This window comes from Paracoccus hibiscisoli (assembly GCF_005048265.1).
Lineage (GTDB): Bacteria > Pseudomonadota > Alphaproteobacteria > Rhodobacterales > Rhodobacteraceae > Paracoccus > Paracoccus hibiscisoli.
Genome location: NZ_SUNH01000027.1, coordinates 19,149 through 34,247, shown reverse-complemented (window position 1 = coordinate 34,247; position 15,099 = coordinate 19,149). Strand labels below are relative to the sequence as shown.

14 protein-coding genes, 1 tRNA gene and 1 pseudogene are annotated in these 15,099 nt (G+C 67.4%); 8 read left to right on the top strand and 8 right to left on the bottom strand.

Annotated elements, in window-relative coordinates; all coding sequences use genetic code 11:
- Positions 1-164, top strand: a pseudogene (locus FA740_RS16225) (IS3 family transposase); the annotation flags it as partial.
- Positions 165-792: 628 nt separating this feature from the next.
- Here FA740_RS16225 and FA740_RS16220 read toward each other — a convergent pair.
- Positions 793-882 (bottom strand) — tRNA-Ser (locus tag FA740_RS16220).
- A gap of 42 nt (positions 883-924) precedes the next feature.
- Positions 925-1,425 (bottom strand): hypothetical protein, encoded by a 501-nt coding sequence (locus tag FA740_RS16215; RefSeq protein ID WP_136857855.1) that lies wholly within the window; start codon positions 1,423-1,425, stop codon positions 925-927.
- 117 nt (positions 1,426-1,542) lie between these two features.
- Here FA740_RS16215 and FA740_RS16210 point away from each other — a divergent pair, with 117 nt between their 5' ends.
- Complete coding sequence (locus tag FA740_RS16210) at positions 1,543-1,953, top strand: SufE family protein (protein WP_136857854.1); 411 nt, start codon at positions 1,543-1,545, stop codon at positions 1,951-1,953.
- Here the strand turns inward: FA740_RS16210 and mnmA are convergent.
- On the bottom strand, positions 1,925-3,094 hold the full coding sequence (gene mnmA, locus FA740_RS16205; protein WP_136857853.1) for a tRNA 2-thiouridine(34) synthase MnmA: 1,170 nt from the start codon (positions 3,092-3,094) through the stop codon (positions 1,925-1,927). The genes FA740_RS16210 and mnmA overlap by 29 nt on opposite strands.
- Before the next feature lie 172 nt (positions 3,095-3,266).
- On the opposite strand from mnmA, the gene sciP reads away from it, so the two are divergent.
- The 4 genes from sciP to recG all read left to right on the top strand — a co-directional run bounded on the left by sciP (position 3,267) and on the right by recG (position 8,738).
- Positions 3,267-3,542, top strand: coding sequence for a CtrA inhibitor SciP (sciP, locus tag FA740_RS16200; RefSeq protein WP_136857852.1), 276 nt, complete (start codon positions 3,267-3,269; stop codon positions 3,540-3,542).
- A 98-nt stretch (positions 3,543-3,640) separates the two neighbouring features.
- Positions 3,641-4,351: a response regulator transcription factor CtrA gene (gene ctrA, locus FA740_RS16195; RefSeq protein WP_136857851.1), complete on the top strand. Its 711-nt coding sequence runs from the start codon at positions 3,641-3,643 to the stop codon at positions 4,349-4,351.
- Positions 4,352-4,476: 125 nt separating this feature from the next.
- A complete protein-coding gene (ligA, locus tag FA740_RS16190; protein ID WP_136857850.1) occupies positions 4,477-6,645 on the top strand; it encodes an NAD-dependent DNA ligase LigA in 2,169 nt (722 codons plus the stop codon).
- Complete coding sequence (recG, locus tag FA740_RS16185) at positions 6,642-8,738, top strand: ATP-dependent DNA helicase RecG (RefSeq protein WP_136857849.1); 2,097 nt, start codon at positions 6,642-6,644, stop codon at positions 8,736-8,738. Before ligA ends, recG begins: the two co-directional genes overlap by 4 nt.
- A 273-nt stretch (positions 8,739-9,011) precedes the next feature.
- Here the strand turns inward: recG and FA740_RS16180 are convergent, their stop codons facing one another.
- The gene (locus tag FA740_RS16180; protein WP_136857848.1) at positions 9,012-9,449 is read right to left on the bottom strand and encodes an iron-sulfur cluster assembly scaffold protein; all 438 of its coding nucleotides are present in this window, start codon (positions 9,447-9,449) and stop codon (positions 9,012-9,014) included.
- Positions 9,450-9,521: 72 nt separating this feature from the next.
- Here FA740_RS16180 and hisI point away from each other — a divergent pair, with 72 nt between their 5' ends.
- Positions 9,522-9,878, top strand: a complete 357-nt coding sequence (gene hisI / locus FA740_RS16175; protein ID WP_136857847.1) for a phosphoribosyl-AMP cyclohydrolase — start codon at positions 9,522-9,524, stop codon at positions 9,876-9,878.
- On the opposite strand, the gene gluQRS is transcribed toward hisI, so the two are convergent.
- The 3 genes from gluQRS to FA740_RS16160 all read right to left on the bottom strand — a co-directional run bounded on the left by gluQRS (position 9,875) and on the right by FA740_RS16160 (position 12,749).
- Complete coding sequence (gene gluQRS, locus FA740_RS16170) at positions 9,875-10,699, bottom strand: tRNA glutamyl-Q(34) synthetase GluQRS (protein WP_136857846.1); 825 nt, start codon at positions 10,697-10,699, stop codon at positions 9,875-9,877. The genes hisI and gluQRS overlap by 4 nt on opposite strands.
- Positions 10,681-12,018, bottom strand: coding sequence for a methylenetetrahydrofolate--tRNA-(uracil(54)-C(5))-methyltransferase (FADH(2)-oxidizing) TrmFO (gene trmFO, locus FA740_RS16165; protein WP_136857845.1), 1,338 nt, complete (start codon positions 12,016-12,018; stop codon positions 10,681-10,683). The genes gluQRS and trmFO overlap by 19 nt, the downstream gene beginning before the upstream one ends.
- Positions 12,019-12,119: 101 nt before the next feature.
- On the bottom strand, positions 12,120-12,749 hold the full coding sequence (locus FA740_RS16160) for a 50S ribosomal protein L25/general stress protein Ctc (RefSeq protein ID WP_136857844.1): 630 nt from the start codon (positions 12,747-12,749) through the stop codon (positions 12,120-12,122).
- Positions 12,750-12,967: 218 nt separating this feature from the next.
- Here FA740_RS16160 and FA740_RS16155 point away from each other — a divergent pair, with 218 nt between their 5' ends.
- The gene (locus tag FA740_RS16155) at positions 12,968-13,927 is read left to right on the top strand and encodes an acyltransferase family protein (RefSeq protein ID WP_136857843.1); all 960 of its coding nucleotides are present in this window, start codon (positions 12,968-12,970) and stop codon (positions 13,925-13,927) included.
- Here the strand turns inward: FA740_RS16155 and FA740_RS16150 are convergent.
- The gene (locus FA740_RS16150) at positions 13,924-15,093 is read right to left on the bottom strand and encodes an alpha-hydroxy acid oxidase (RefSeq protein ID WP_136857842.1); all 1,170 of its coding nucleotides are present in this window, start codon (positions 15,091-15,093) and stop codon (positions 13,924-13,926) included. The genes FA740_RS16155 and FA740_RS16150 overlap by 4 nt on opposite strands.
- Between the last annotated feature and the right edge of the window lie 6 nt (positions 15,094-15,099).

Below are 15,099 nucleotides of genomic sequence, written 5' to 3'. Positions count from 1 at the left end.
GCCAGGGACCGTGGCGCAATATGCAGGATCTGGAAATGGCCACCCTCGGAAGGGTCGATTGGTTCAACAACAAGCGCCTGCTTGGCCCGATCGGAAACATCCCGCCAGCAGAGGCAGAACTGAACTTCCAAGTTCAGCGCGACATGCTCGATCTTGTCGCGTAAAGTCAAGCTATAGGTCTCCGATAAATCCGGGGCGATTCACCTTGCCCAGCGCGATGTGCTTGTCCTGTGCGTCACTCAAAGTCCTTGGCACCGGCTTGCCCATCAGGAGGTCAAGGGTCAGTCTGCTCTGTGGGTCCGGTGCCGGGCGATACTCTCCCGGCTCGTAGGGACCCCCTGTGAGGGCCTGTACAAGGTCTTCAAGGGCAGGATTGTCTCGGTAGCGCAGACCGTCTCCGGGCTTCAGGCCAGCCGCCTCTAGGCGTCCCAGAGCAGCCTTGGGGTCAATGGCCTCACCAGACCCATTGTCGAGGTAATTAGCCCAGAGAGCGTCTTGCCTGCGAGCATGTTCATTTGCGCTCTTGGCTGCCTCTACCTGGTCGCTCGTCTTAAGGGAGAAGAAAAGCACCGATTGCGGCTTGCCTTTGGCATCCCGGTGCAACCCTCACATCCCGCTGCCACGCGGCGGCGGAAGTACCAGACATTGCCCTTCTTCTGGATGTATGTGGCAGACAAGCGGAAAGCCCCCGAATCGAATAGCAAGACCACGGTGTGTCACCTTTTGTGTCACCCTATGGATACTGGCCCTTCGTCCAGACGGTTGATATTGCTGAAAAATAGCAATATACCGTGGCGGAGGCGGTGGGATTCGAACCCACGGTGGGCTTTCACCCACGTCGGTTTTCAAGACCGGTGCAATCAACCACTCTGCCACGCCTCCGACGCGTTCGACTAGCGCGCGGCAGGCGGTCGTGCAAGCCCGTTAGCGGCGCAGCGTGATCATGCGGTCGCCGCCTTCGATCTCGATCGCGGTCAGGCGGGACAGGCGCAGGAAGCTGATCGGAACCGCGACCGTGATGCTGTCCGTGACGGGGTTCGCGGGCAGGCGGGCTGCCGTGGCGTCCGCAGCCGGGGGGACGGCCACAAAGCGCAGGCGCAGGACGCCGTCCGCGTCGGGCTGCAGCGGATCGCCGGGGCGCGCCACCGCAGGAACCAGCGCCGCGGAATGATAGCCCTTGACCGGACCGAACCCGCGCAGCACCAGAAGCCGACCGTCGGCCAGCGGCTGCCACCCGGCATCCAGGATCTGCGGCACGGTGGGGCGGGGGTCACGGACCTGCGGATAGCCCCCCTCCGGCGCCAGGGTCTGGGGCGAGGCGGTGCCCGGACCCCATCCGAGGGGGTTCCAGCCGCTGTCCCCGAAGCGCCCGCAGCCCGACGCGGTCAGGGCGACGATCAGCAGCGGCAGGGTCAGTCTGGTCATGGTGCATCCCTTCGGCGGTCCTGCCTCGTGATAGGCGATCCGGGGCGCGCGGAAAAGCCTCTTTGACCTGACCGCCGCGCCGCGTTAGGCCATGACGCCGGATATCAGGAGAGACCCATGGCCACCCCCGCCTTCGAGGACATCGCCGAAACCTTCGACTTTCTGGATGACTGGGAAGAGCGTTATCGCCACGTCATCGAACTGGGCAAGGCGATGCCGCCCATGGACCCCGCCGTCCAGGTTCCCGCCACCAAGGTCGACGGTTGCGCCAGCCAGGTCTGGATCCTGCCCCGGATCGAGGACCGGCGTTTCGATTTCCAGGGCGACAGCGACGCGCTGATCGTGCGCGGGCTGATCGCGGTGCTGCATGCCCTGTATGCGGGCGTGCCGGTCGATCAGGTGGGGCAGATCGATGCGCAGGCCGCCCTGGCGCGGCTTGGTCTGGACGAGCATCTGTCGGCGCAGCGGTCGAACGGGCTGCGCGCGATGATCGAACGGATCAGGCTGCTGGCCGCCGACGCAGGCTGATCCAGCCGCCGCCCAGCACGCGCGTGCCCTCGGTCTCGTAGAACACGCAGGCCTGACCAGGGCTGACGCCGTCCTCGGGGTCCAGCAGTTCGACCTCGGCGCGGCGGCCGAGCAGGGGGCGCAGGATCGCCGGGCGCGGCGGGCGGGTCGAGCGGATGCGGACCAGGCAGGGGATCTCGCCCTCGAAGGGCTGATCGCCCAGCCAGTTCACCTCGGTCACGGCGACGGTGCGGGTGGAGAGCGCCTCGCGGGGGCCCACGACGACGCGGCGCGTCTCGGGCTCAAGGCGCAGCACATAGAGCGGCTCTCCGCCGCCGATGCCCAGACCGCGGCGCTGGCCGATCGTGTAATGGATGACGCCGCGATGCTGCCCCAGCACGGTGCCCTCGCGGTCCACGATATCGCCCGGATCGGCGGCGCCGGGGCGCAGCTTTTCGATCACGGCGGCATAATCGCCATTGGGGACAAAGCAGATGTCCTGGCTGTCGGGCTTGTCCGCGACCGACAGGCCGTATTCGGCGGCCAGGGCGCGCGTCTCGGCCTTGCTGACCAGATGCCCCAGGGGAAAGCGCAGGAAGTCCAGCTGCTGCTGCGTGGTCGAGAACAGGAAATAGCTCTGGTCGCGATTCGGATCGGCCGCCATGTGCAGTTCGGCCCGCAGGGGGCCGTCCTTGCGCTGGATATAATGGCCGGTCGCCATGCAATCGGCATCCAGATCGCGCGCGGTCTCCAGCAGGTCGCGGAACTTGACGCGCTCGTTGCAGCGGATGCAGGGCACGGGCGTCGCGCCGGCCAGATAGGCGTCGGCGAATTCGTCGATCACGGATTCGCGGAACTTGTTTTCGTAGTCCAGGACGTAATGGGGAAAGCCCATGCGCTCGGCCACGCGGCGGGCATCGTGGATGTCCTGACCTGCGCAGCAGGCGCCCTTCTTGGCCAGCGCCGCGCCGTGGTCATACAGCTGCAGCGTCACCCCGATGACGTCATACCCTTCGAATTTCAGCTGGGCCGCGACGACCGAACTGTCCACCCCGCCCGACATCGCCACGACCACCCGCGTCTGTGCGGGCGGCTTGGCAAAGCCCAAGCTGTTCAATTCGGTCGGGCGCGCATCGGTGCGCGTGGCGGCGGTCAGGGTCATGGGTAAACTTTCGGCCCGGGCGGCAGGCGGCGGGCGACAGAGGGATTTGCCTCAAAATATAGGCAAATTCGGTTCATTCTCAACCCCGACAGCGGCGGAAATCCCCCCAAGGCTAACGCGGTTTTAAGGGCTTTGGCGCCAGAACTGCAGGACGCGACGGAAGGACCCTGCAATGTTCGTGAAAAAGACCACTGGCCCGCGGATCGTGACCCTGGAAGACGGGCGCATTCTCAGCGTCGCGGATCTGCCGCTGGCCGACACGCGGTGGGTGGCCAGCCGCAAGCAGACCGTGGTTCTGGCGGTCTCGCACGGCCTGATCACCCGCGATGACGCCCTGCGCCGCTATGGCCTGTCGGAGGAGGAATTCGACAGCTGGTGCATGGCCGTGGCCCGGCATGGCAAAGCGGCCTTGAAGGTGACGGCGTTACAAAAGTATAGACAACCATAGGTTGCGTCCGCCAAGATGGGTCGACCGGTAACGACATATTAACCTGTCCGAGAGATTGTCGTGACATGACCTTTGGCGAATCGGGGAAAGATCAAGCCATGCGAATCCTTTTGGTAGAAGACGATCCCAGCACCGCGCGTGCGATCGAACTGATGCTGACGGCAGCCAGCTACAACGTGTTCCTGACCGACATGGGGGAGGAGGGGATCGATCTGGCCAAGCTGTACGACTATGATCTGATCCTGCTGGATCTGGATCTGCCGGACATGCACGGGATGGAGGTCCTGCGCCATCTGCGCCTGGCGCGCATCGACACGCCGATCCTGATCCTGACCGGTTCCGATGACACCGAGAGCAAGCTGCGCGGCTTTGGCTTTGGCGCCGACGATTACATGACCAAGCCCTTCAACCGAGAGGAGCTACAGGCCCGCATCCAGGCCATCATCCGCCGCTCCAAGGGTCACAGCCAGGCGCTGATCCGCACCGGAGAGATCACCGTGAACCTGGACGCCCGCTCTGTCGAGGTGAAGGGCAAGCCCGTGAACCTGACCGGCAAGGAATACCAGATCCTGGAGCTGCTCAGCCTGCGCAAGGGCACGACCCTGACCAAGGAAATGTTCCTGAACCACCTCTATGGCGGCATGGACGAGCCTGAGTTGAAGATCATCGACGTCTTCATCTGTAAGCTGCGCAAGAAACTGTCCGAGGCGCTTGGCGGCGAGAGCCATATCGAGACGGTCTGGGGCCGCGGCTATGTCCTGCGCGATCCCGGCCCCGGCAATGAGGAGCGTCTGGCCATCGGCGCCTGAGGCGGGGGATGGGGCTGCCGGTCATGCGGCTTCTGGACGATCGCGCGCCCTTGGGCGATACCCGCATCTGACACGGTCGGACGTTCCGGCCGGACAGGACGATGGGGGCAGGGATGTCGCAGAACATGTCGGGCAGGCAGCCGATCGCGGAATTGAGCCGGGACCAGGCCGCGGACGAGATCGCGGATCTGGCCGCCCGCGTCGCAGAGGCCAATGACGATTATCACGGCCGCGACGCCCCCAGGATCAGCGATGCCGATTACGACGCGATGAAGGCCCGCCTCACCGCGCTGGAGGCGGCCTTTCCCGACCTTGCCCCCGCCGACAGCCCGACCGGGCAGGTGGGCGCAGCCCCGGCCGAGGGGTTCGGCAAGGTGGTGCACGCGCAGCGCATGATGTCGTTGGGCAATGCCTTCAGTCAGGGCGATGTGGAGGATTTCACGGCCCGCATCCGCAGTTTCCTGGGTCTGTCCGATGATCACCCCCTGGAGATGACCGCCGAACCCAAGATCGACGGGCTGTCCCTGTCCCTGCGCTATGAGTATGGCGTGCTGGTCCAGGCCGCGACGCGCGGCGATGGTGCGGTGGGCGAAAACGTGACCGCGAATGCGCGGACCATCGCGGATATTCCACAGCAGCTGCCCGCCGGCGCGCCCTCCGTCCTGGAGGTCCGGGGCGAAGTCTATATGAGCCACGACGATTTCGCGGCGCTGAATGCCACGGACGGGGCCAAGGTGTTCGCCAATCCGCGCAACGCCGCCGCCGGATCGCTGCGCCAGATCGACCCGGGCGTGACCGCCCGGCGCCCGCTGCGGTTCTTTGCCTATGGCTGGGGACAGCTGAGCGCGCCGCTGGCGGCGACGCAGGCCGGGTCCGTGGCGCGGCTGGCCGAGCTGGGGTTCAGCACCAATCCGCTGACCCGCCTGTGTCACGACACCGCGCAGATGATCGACACCTGGACCGCGATCGAGCAGCAGCGTGCGACCCTGGGCTATGACATCGACGGCGTCGTCTACAAGGTCAACGACCTGGAGTTCCAGCGGCGCCTGGGGTTCCGCTCGACCACGCCGCGATGGGCGCTGGCGCACAAGTTCCCGGCCGAAACCGCCTGGACACGACTCCACCGGATCGAGATCCAGGTGGGCCGCACCGGCGCGCTGTCCCCGGTGGCGCGGCTGGAGCCGGTGACCGTGGGCGGGGTCGTCGTGTCGAACGCCACCCTGCACAACGAGGATTACATCGCCGGGCGCGACAATACCGGCGCGCCGATCCGCGAGGGCCGCGACATCCGCGAGGGGGATTGGGTCCAGGTCTATCGCGCGGGCGACGTGATCCCCAAGATCGCCGATGTCGATCTGGCCCGCCGGTCGGCGGACAGCGTGCCCTATGCCTTTCCGGCGCAGTGTCCGGAATGCGGCTCGGACGCGATCCGCGAACCCGGCGACAGCGTGCGCCGCTGCACCGGGGGCCTGATCTGCCCGGCGCAGGCGGTCGAGAAGCTGAAGCATTTCGTCAGCCGTGCAGCCTTTGACATCGACGGTCTGGGCACCAAGCAGATCGAGATGTTCTTTGCCGACGACCAGCTGCCCATCCGAGAACCCGCCGACATCTTCACCCTCGCCACGCGCGATGCGGGTAATTTCACCAAGCTGAAGAACCGCGACGGTTTCGGCGAACGCTCGGCCGAAAAGCTGTTCGCCGCGATCGAGGATCGGCGCGCCATCCCCTTGGCACGATTGATTTTTGCGCTTGGCATCCGCCATGTGGGCGAGGTCGCCTCCGCGACGCTGGCCCGCCATTTCGGCGACTGGCCCGCGCTGGTCGCGGCGATAGACGGGGCCGCGTCGGAACCCGCCTTTGCCGCGCCCGACGACAAGACGCGGCGGGCCACTCTGCCGGACAGCCCGCATTGGGCCGAGTTGACCGGCATAGACGGGATCGGCGCCGTGCTGGTCAAGTCGCTGGTCACGACCTTTGCGCAGCCCACCGAACGGGCCAGCATCGACCGGCTGGCGACGCTTCTGGACATCCGGCCCGCGGATAATCCACATGCCGTTCAGACCGAGGTGTCCGGCAAGACGCTGGTCTTTACCGGCACGCTGGAGCGCATGACCCGGGCCGAGGCCAAGGCGCGGGCCGAGGCGATGGGCGCCAAGGTCGCGGGGTCCGTCAGCGCCAAGACCGACCTGCTGATCGCCGGTCCGGGCGCCGGGTCCAAGGCCGCCAAGGCCGAGGCCCTGGGTGTGACCGTCATCGACGAGGACGAATGGCTGCGCATTGCGGGGGCCGGATGACCGCCCCCAAGGGTCGCCCGCCCGCGCTGTTCCCGCTGTTTGCGGGCATCGACACGCTGCCCGGCATCGGCCCCAAGGGCCGCGCCGCGCTGGAGCAGATGGGCATCGACAAGCCGCGCGACCTGATCCTGACGCTGCCCGCCAGTGGCATCACCCGCCGCCGGATCGCCCGCATCGCCGACGCCCGCGCCCCCGAGATCGTGACGATCACCGTCACCGTGACGCGCCATCACCCGCCCCAGGTCCGCGGCCGCCCGTTCCGCGTGCACTGCTCCGACGGCGAGGGCGATCTGACGCTGGTGTTCTTTCGCCCGCGCGACAATTGGATCGAAAGCCAGCTGCCCGTGGGCGCGCGCCGCGTCATCAGCGGCAAGCTGGAGCTGTTCGACGGGCTGGCGCAGATGGTCCACCCCGACCATATCCTGGCCGAGGACGAGGCGCTGCCCCCCAGCTTCGAACCCGTCTATCCCCTGTCGGCCGGGCTGACGCAAAAGGGCATGGCCAAGGCCGTCGATGCCGCGCTGACCCGCCTGCCCAAGGTTGACGAATGGATCGACCCGCAGTTGATCGCGCAGCGCGGCTGGCCGTCATTCGCGGAGGCGCTGCACCAGGCGCATGCGCCGCAATCGCCGGGTGCGCTGTCGCCTGACAGCCCGGCGCGGGCGCGGCTGGCCTATGACGAATTCCTGGCGCATCAGATGACGCTGGCGCTGGTGCGCCGCGACCGGCGGCGGCTGAAGGGCCGGGCAAGCGCGGGCGACGGTGCCCTGCGGTCGCGGGTGCTGGACAGCCTGCCCTGGGCACCCACCGGCGCGCAGGCCCGCGCGGTGCGCGAGATCGCCGATGACATGGCCAGCGATCGTCGCATGAACCGCCTGCTGCAGGGCGATGTCGGCGCGGGCAAGACGCTGGTCGCGCTGATGGCCGCCTTGGTCGCGGTCGAGGCCGGGGGCCAGGCCGTGCTGATGGCGCCGACCGAGATCCTGGCCCGCCAGCATGCCCGCGCGCTGGAACCGCTGGCGCGGGCGGCGGGGGTGCGGCTGGCCGCGCTGACCGGGCGCGACAAGCGCGACCTGCGCGGACAGATCCTGACGGATCTGGCGGACGGAACCATCGACATCCTGGTCGGCACCCATGCGGTCTTCCAGAAGGACGTGACCTTCCACGACCTGCGGCTGGCCATCATCGACGAACAGCACCGGTTCGGCGTGGCACAGCGGCTGGAGCTGTCGGCCAAGGGCGACGTGCCGCCCGACATGCTGATCATGACTGCGACACCCATCCCGCGGTCGCTGGCCTTGTCGCAATACGGTGATCTGGACCTGTCGGTGCTGGACGAAAAGCCGCCCGGACGCCAGCCCATCACCACGGTGATGATCGCCGACACGCGGCTGGACCAGGTCACCGAACGCCTGCGCGCGGCGATGGCGCAGGGCGCGCGCGCCTATTGGGTCTGCCCCCTGGTCGAGGAGAGCGAGGTCACCGACCTGACCGCGGCCGAGGCGCGGTTCACGCATCTGCGCGCGATCTTTGGCGAAAGGGTGCGGCTGATCCACGGCCAGATGCCCCCCGATCAGCGCGACGCGGCGATGGCCGATTTCGCGGATGGCACGGCGCAACTGCTGGTCGCCACCACGGTGATCGAGGTGGGCGTGGACGTGCCGCAGGCCACGATCATGGTGATCGAACGCGCCGAAAGCTTTGGCCTGGCACAGCTGCACCAGCTGCGGGGGCGGGTGGGGCGCGGCTCGGGCGCGTCGACCTGCCTGCTGATGTATCACGGCCCCTTGAACGAGACCGGCGCCCGCCGCCTGACCACCCTGCGCGACACCGAGGACGGGTTCCGCATCGCCGAGGTCGACCTGGAGATGCGCGGCGCGGGCGACGTCATCGGCACCGCGCAATCGGGCCTGCCGCGGTTCCGCATCGCGGACTTGGAACATCAGGCCGGGCTGATGGCGGTTGCGCGTCAGGATGCCCGTGCGCTGCTGGAACGCGATGCGGTGCTGGAGACCCCGCGCGGGCAGGCGCTGCGGCTGCTGATGTGGCTGATGCAGCAGGATCAGGCGATTCGACTAATCCAGGTCGGCTGACCAAGCCAAATGTTCTTAAAAAGTTCTTTACCGAATCGAGAGAACATGAGAACAAAGGGGCAACAGAGAGGAGTTGCCGCCATGACCAAAGACACTGCCATCGACCTGATCGGGGCCGCCGCGCTCAGCCTGACCACTATTGTCCTGCTGTGGTTGCCCGCCATCCTGCAGGTCTAACCGACTGCCCCGCGACGCAGGGATGGCGCCCCGCCTGTGCGCCATCCGTCCCCAAAGCTCGCGCACCTGGCCGGCCCCGCAGGGGGCCGGCCCTTTTCATGCCGATGCCTTGTCCAGCGCCTCCAGCGTGGCGTCCCATGCCAGCAGGATCGACGGATGTCGGTTGGGATAGGCGCGCGCGGGCGTCAGCGCCTCGAGATCGGCAAAGGGCGCGTCAGGCGCAGGGGCGTCTTGCGTCAGCATCGCGCGCAACTGGTCGCGGGCCTGCACGATGCCCGCCCGGTCCATGCCGATCACCGCCTGTCCCAGCACCGACGCCGACGCCTGCCCCAAGGCGCAGGCCCGGACCTCCTGCGCGAAATCGCTGATGCGGCCATCGGCCAGCGACAGGTGGACCGTTACCGACGATCCGCATTGCGGTGACCGGCGCTGGACGCTGGCTTGGGCATCGTCCAGCCGGCCCTGGTGGGGGATGGCGGTCGTCAGTGCCAGGATGCGTCGCGAGTAAAGCTGCATCAGATCGGTTTCGGCCATGCGTCATCCCTTGGGGTTTCATCAGCGCGGGTCGATGAGTAGATAGGGACGGCCATGCCGAAAGGAAACCCGATGTTCGACCCCCTCAGCCTGAAATATGACGCGGCCGGGCTGATCCCCGCGATCGCGCAGGACGCCGCATCGGGCGAAGTGCTGATGATGGCCTGGATGAACGCCGATGCCGTCGCCCGCACCCTGTCGACCGGGCGCGTCACCTATTGGTCGCGGTCGCGGGCGTCGTTCTGGATCAAGGGCGAAAGCTCGGGCCATGTGCAGCAACTGGTCGAGATGCGGGTCGATTGCGACCGCGACTGCCTGCTGGTGCTGGTCGAGCAGACCGGGCCCGCCTGCCACACCAACCGGCGCAGCTGCTTTTACACCGGCATTCGCGACGGGGCCGAAGTCGTGCTGAGCGAACCGATGGTCTAAAGCCCGACCATGTGGCGGATGTCGGCGGGGGTCGCGCCCTCGGTCCGATACTGGCGGATGGCGCGGGCGTCGTCGCGCTTGGCCAGCCGCCGCCCCGCCGTGTCGCGGATCAGGCGGTGGTGCAGATAGGCGGGCGTCGGCAGGTCCAGCAGGCGCTGCAGCAGCACATGGATATGTGTGGATGAGAACAGGTCCTGGCCGCGCGTCACCAGCGTGATGCTCTGCGCCGCATCATCCACCACGACCGCCAGGTGATAGGACGTGCCAATCCCCCGCCGCGACAGAATCACGTCGCCGATGCCGTCCAGGAACTGCTTCCGGGTCAGGATATGGTCGGCGCCCTGATCGGCAAAGCCGATGCGGTCCAGCCCAAGCGCATCGAAGGCGCGGGCGGCGTCCAGCCGGATCACATCGTCGGGCCCGGCATCCGCGTGGCTGCGATGGCGGCAGGTTCCGGGATAGATCAGCCCGTCGGGCCCGGCGGGCAGGGCGCCCTCCTGCGGGGCGGACAGGGCGGCGCGGATGTCGCCCCGGCGGCAGCGGCAGGGATAGGTCAGCGGCGCCAGCCGCGCCAGCGCGCGCCGATAGGCGGGCATCCGGTCCGACTGGCGCATGACCGGCTGCGGCCAGGTCAGCCCCAGCCACCCAAGGTCTTCGAAGATCGCGGCCTCGTATTCCGGGCGGCAGCGGTCGCGGTCGATATCCTCGATCCGCAGGTGGAAATCGCCATGCGCCGCGGCCGTCAGCGCCGAGAACGCATGCCCCAGATGCAGCAGCCCCGTGGGCGACGGCGCGAACCGCGTTACTGGGCGGCCAGCCATGCGGAGTAGTCGTCCTTGGCCCGCTGCGTATAGGCCGGATAGCGGTCCTTGCGGCCGCGACGGCCCGACCGGGTGTCGGGCAGCGGCGGGAACAGGCCGAAATTGACGTTCATCGGCTGAAAGGTCTTGGCCTCGGCCCCGCCGGTGATGTGGTGGATCAGCGCGCCTGTCGCGGTGGTGAAGGGGGGCGGCGCCAGATCGCGCCCCAGGGCCTGGGCGGCGGCCATGCGGCCCGCCAGCAGCCCCATCGCGGCGCTTTCGACATAGCCCTCAACCCCGGTGACCTGGCCCGCAAAGCGCAGGTTGGGCCGCAGGCGCAGGCGCATGCGGTCGTCCAGCAGCGTGGGCGAGTTCAGAAAGCTGTTGCGATGGATGCCGCCAAGCCGCGCAAAGCTGGCATCCTGCAGGCCCGGAATCATCCGGAACACCAGCGTTTGTGCGCCGTATTTCATCTTGGTCTGGAAACCGACGATATTGTACAGCGTGCCCAGGGCGTTGTCGCGGCGCAGCTGGACCACGGCATAGGCCTTTTCTTCGGGCTTGTGGGCGTTGGTCAGGCCCACCGGCTTCATCGGGCCGTGGCGCAGGGTCTCGCGGCCGCGTTCTGCCATGACCTCGATGGGCAGGCAGCCGTCGAAATAGCCCGCGGTCTCGCCCTCATGGAACTCGGTCTTGTCGGCGGCCAGAAGGGCGTCGATGAAGGCCTCGTATTCGTCGCGGTTCATCGGGCAGTTGATATAGGCCTTCTGCTCGGCCAGCGTCTCGCCCTTGTCATAGCGGGACTGTTCCCACGCGACCGACATGTCGATCGTGTCGGCATGCACGATGGGCGCGATAGCGTCAAAGAACGCCAGCGCCTCGGTGCCGGTCACGCCGCGGATCGCACCCGCCAGCGCGTCCGAGGTCAACGGCCCCGTGGCCACAATCCAGTTGCCGTGGTCGGGCAGTTCGGTGATCTCTCCGGGCAGGATGGTGATCAGCGGATCGGCCTGCAGCGCGGCGGTGACCGCGGCGGAAAACGCCTCGCGGTCCACGGCCAGCGCGCCGCCCGCGGGCAGGCGGTGGCGGCCCGCCATCTCCATGATCAGACCGCCGGCCGCGCGCATCTCCCAATGCAGCTGGCCCACCGCGTTCATCACGTCGTCATCGGACCGGAAGCTGTTGGAACAGACCATCTCGGCGCAGTCGCCGGATTTGTGGGCGAATGTTTCGACCTGGGGGCGCATCTCGTGCAGCACGACCGGGACGCCCATGCGGGCGATCTGCCAGGCGGCTTCCGATCCGGCAAGGCCGGCGCCGATGATGTGGACGGGTTCCATGCGTGTCTCCATGAGGTCCGGGCTAGCAAGGCGGTGGCGAAATGGAAAGGGGCGGCGCCGATGGCACCGCCCCAAAGGTCATGCGACCGATCCGCGCGGGATCAGGCTTCGGCAGCGGCCTCGGCGGCATCGTCCTCGGCGGCGTCGTCTTCAGCGCGCAGCGCCGACGGTGCGGCCAGGTTCGCGATGACGAAGTCGCGGTCGATCGTCGCCTTGGCGCCCGAGGGCAGCTTGACGTCGCTGATGTGGATGGTGTCGCCGATCTCGCGGCCTTCCAGATCCACGGTGATGTGGTCGGGAATGTCACCCGCCGTCACCATCAGCTCGACCTCGGCGCGAACGGTGACCAGCGTTCCGCCCTTGCGCAGGCCGGGGCACTTGTCCTCGTTGATGAACTCGACCGGGATGAACAGGTTCACCTTTGACGTGCGGCGCAGGCGCATGAAGTCGATGTGGATCGGCAGATCCTTGACGACGTCGCGCTGGACGCCGCGGCAGATGACGCGGACATCGTCCTGGCCTTCGACCTGCAGGTTCCACAGCGTGGACTTGAAGCGGCCGGCGCGCAGCGCGGTCAGCAGCTTGTTGAAGTCGAACTGGATGGAGACCGGCTCCTTGCCGTCACCATAAACGATACCGGGCACCTTGCCATCGCGGCGAGCTTGGCGGGCGGCCCCCTTGCCTGACCCCGCGCGTGCCTCGGCCACCAGATTCGGAATCTCTTTGGCCATTGCTTTAATCCTTAAACAGTGTTGAGGACGCCACCCTCCAAGGGTGCGTGGCGCCAAGCGGTGCCCATAGCGCAACCCCGCCCGGATGTGAAGCGTCAATGGCACGCCGCGCGCGGGAAACTGCCGCAGGCCCGCAGAGGCGGTTTGACTTGGGCCGCCCTGCCACCCTATGCCCGGTCAGGGCTGCCCGCACGGGCGGGGGACAGGTCGGGGGCAGGGTGGACAAGGTGCAGTCGCGGCTGATGTCGGTGGATTACCTGCGGGTGATCCTGGCGATCTTCGTGGTGGTCGCCCATTCCGGACTGGGCCGCGAGACGCTGCGGGCGGCGGGCGATACGGGCCTGTTGGGCCTGGCCGCGGGCAACAGCATCCTGCGTGTCGCGGTGCCGGTCTTTGCGCTGATCGCGGGGTATTACCTGGCCTCGACCCTGCGCCGGGGGCGGCTGTCGGATTGGGTGGGGCATCTGCTGGTCCTCTATGCGGCCTGGTCGGCGGTTTATGTGCTGTTCCTGTGGTTCTATTACGCCAATCGGCCCATCGCCCTGACGGCGACCGAACTGACGCTTGGCTTCATGCATCTGTGGTTCCTGCAGGGGCTTGCGATCTCGGGCATCCTGCTGGCGGCCAGCGCGGCCCTGGGGCGGGGCGCGGTGATCGCGTCGGCGGTCCTGCTGGGCGGGGCGGGGCTGGCGCTGCAATATCTGCGCATGACCGGGCAGGCCGACATTCCGGTGGAACATTACCGCAACGGCCCGCTGTATCTGTATCCCTATCTGGCCTTGGGCTGGCTGATGGCGCTGCATCCGCCGCGCCTGCCTGTGGCGGTGCTGTGGGCGGCGGTCGCGGCAGGGCTGGCCCTGACCCTGGCCGAAAACATCTGGTGGCTGCGCCGCATCGGAGAGGAGCCGCTGCTGGAGATCCCCGTCGGTCACCTGCTGCTGTGCCCGGCGCTGTTCGCCTTGGTCCTGCGGATGCCCGCCCCGGCCTCCGACCTGCCCCTGGGGCGGGCGGCGGCGGGCATTTATGTGATGCATGTCATCGTGTTGCAGGGTCTGCCGCGCTTGGGCGTGGCGCATCCGCTGCCCGGGGTGGTGCTGGGCGTGGCGGTGCCCTTCCTGCTGGTCTGGGGCGCCAGCCTGCTGGGCCGGCGCCACCGCTGGCTGTCGCGGATGTTCTAGGCGATCGCGTATTCATCCGTAAACCCCTGCGGAATCAGAAGGTTATGCGGCCCGATCCGGTCCAGGTCGCGTTCGCCGCACAGCGCCATGCTGGTGTCTAGCTCCTTGCGGATGATCTCCAGCGCGCGGGTCACCCCGGCCTCGCCCATCGCGCCCAGCCCGTGCAGCCAGGCGCGCCCGATCCAGGTCCCATGCGCCCCCATCGCCAGCGCCTTGAGCACGTCCTGGCCCGAGCGGATGCCGCCGTCCATATGCACCTCGACCCTGTCGCCCACCGCCTTGACGATATGCGGCAGCATGCGGATCGAGGACAGCGCCCCGTCCAATTGCCGCCCGCCATGGTTGCTGACCACGATGGCATCGGCCCCGAAATCGGCGGCGATGCGCGCATCCTCGGGGTCCAGGATGCCCTTGAGGATCAGCTTGCCGCCCCACATGTCGCGGATCGCCGCGATCTTGTCCCAGTCCAGCCGTTCGTCGAACTGCTCGGCCGTCCAGCTCATCAGGCTGGAGGTATCACCGACGCCTTTGGCATGGCCCACGATATTGCCGAAGAACCGCCGTTTCGTGCGCAGCATCCCCATGCCCCACCGCCAGCGGGTGGCCAGGTCCAGCATGGTGGGCAGGGTCATCTTGGGGGGCGCGGACAATCCGTTCTTCAGATCCTTGTGCCGCTGCCCCAGAATCTGCAAGTCCAGCGTCAGGACCAGCGCGCTGCACTGCGCGGCCTTGGCCCGTTCGATGATCGCGGCCAGGAAATCCTGGTCCTTCATCACATACAGCTGGAACATGAAGGGCGCGGTGGTATGGGCCGCCACATCCTCAATCGAACAGATCGACATGGTGGACAAACAGAACGGCACGCCGAACTTTTCGGCCGCGCGGGCGGCGTGGATCTCTCCGTCGGCATGCTGCATGCCGGTCAGGCCGACCGGGGCCAGGGCGACCGGCATGCTGACCGGCAGGCCGACCATCTGCCGCGCCAGGCGGCGGTCGGACATGTCCACGGCGACCTTCTGGCGCAGCTTGATCCGCGCGAAATCACTCGTGTTCTCGCGAAAGGTCTGTTCGGTATAGCTGCCCGACTCCGCGTAATCATAGAACATGCGGGGCGTGCGGGCGCGGTGCATCCGCTTGAGGTCGTCGATGCAGGTGATGACAGCCATGGGCCG

Excerpts from the sequence above, each read along its gene's own strand:
- FA740_RS16215 (WP_136857855.1), bottom strand. The coding sequence starts at position 1,425 with ATGACCAGACTGACCCTGCCGCTGCTGATCGTCGCCCTGACCGCGTCG.
- FA740_RS16210 (WP_136857854.1), top strand. The coding sequence starts at position 1,543 with ATGGCCACCCCCGCCTTCGAGGACATCGCCGAAACCTTCGACTTTCTG.
- mnmA (WP_136857853.1), bottom strand. The coding sequence starts at position 3,094 with ATGACCCTGACCGCCGCCACGCGCACCGATGCGCGCCCGACCGAATTG.
- sciP (WP_136857852.1), top strand. The coding sequence starts at position 3,267 with ATGTTCGTGAAAAAGACCACTGGCCCGCGGATCGTGACCCTGGAAGAC.
- ctrA (WP_136857851.1), top strand. The coding sequence starts at position 3,641 with ATGCGAATCCTTTTGGTAGAAGACGATCCCAGCACCGCGCGTGCGATC.
- ligA (WP_136857850.1), top strand. The coding sequence starts at position 4,477 with ATGTCGGGCAGGCAGCCGATCGCGGAATTGAGCCGGGACCAGGCCGCG.
- recG (WP_136857849.1), top strand. The coding sequence starts at position 6,642 with ATGACCGCCCCCAAGGGTCGCCCGCCCGCGCTGTTCCCGCTGTTTGCG.
- FA740_RS16180 (WP_136857848.1), bottom strand. The coding sequence starts at position 9,449 with ATGGCCGAAACCGATCTGATGCAGCTTTACTCGCGACGCATCCTGGCA.
- hisI (WP_136857847.1), top strand. The coding sequence starts at position 9,522 with ATGTTCGACCCCCTCAGCCTGAAATATGACGCGGCCGGGCTGATCCCC.
- gluQRS (WP_136857846.1), bottom strand. The coding sequence starts at position 10,699 with ATGGCTGGCCGCCCAGTAACGCGGTTCGCGCCGTCGCCCACGGGGCTG.
- trmFO (WP_136857845.1), bottom strand. The coding sequence starts at position 12,018 with ATGGAACCCGTCCACATCATCGGCGCCGGCCTTGCCGGATCGGAAGCC.
- FA740_RS16160 (WP_136857844.1), bottom strand. The coding sequence starts at position 12,749 with ATGGCCAAAGAGATTCCGAATCTGGTGGCCGAGGCACGCGCGGGGTCA.
- FA740_RS16150 (WP_136857842.1), bottom strand. The coding sequence starts at position 15,093 with ATGGCTGTCATCACCTGCATCGACGACCTCAAGCGGATGCACCGCGCC.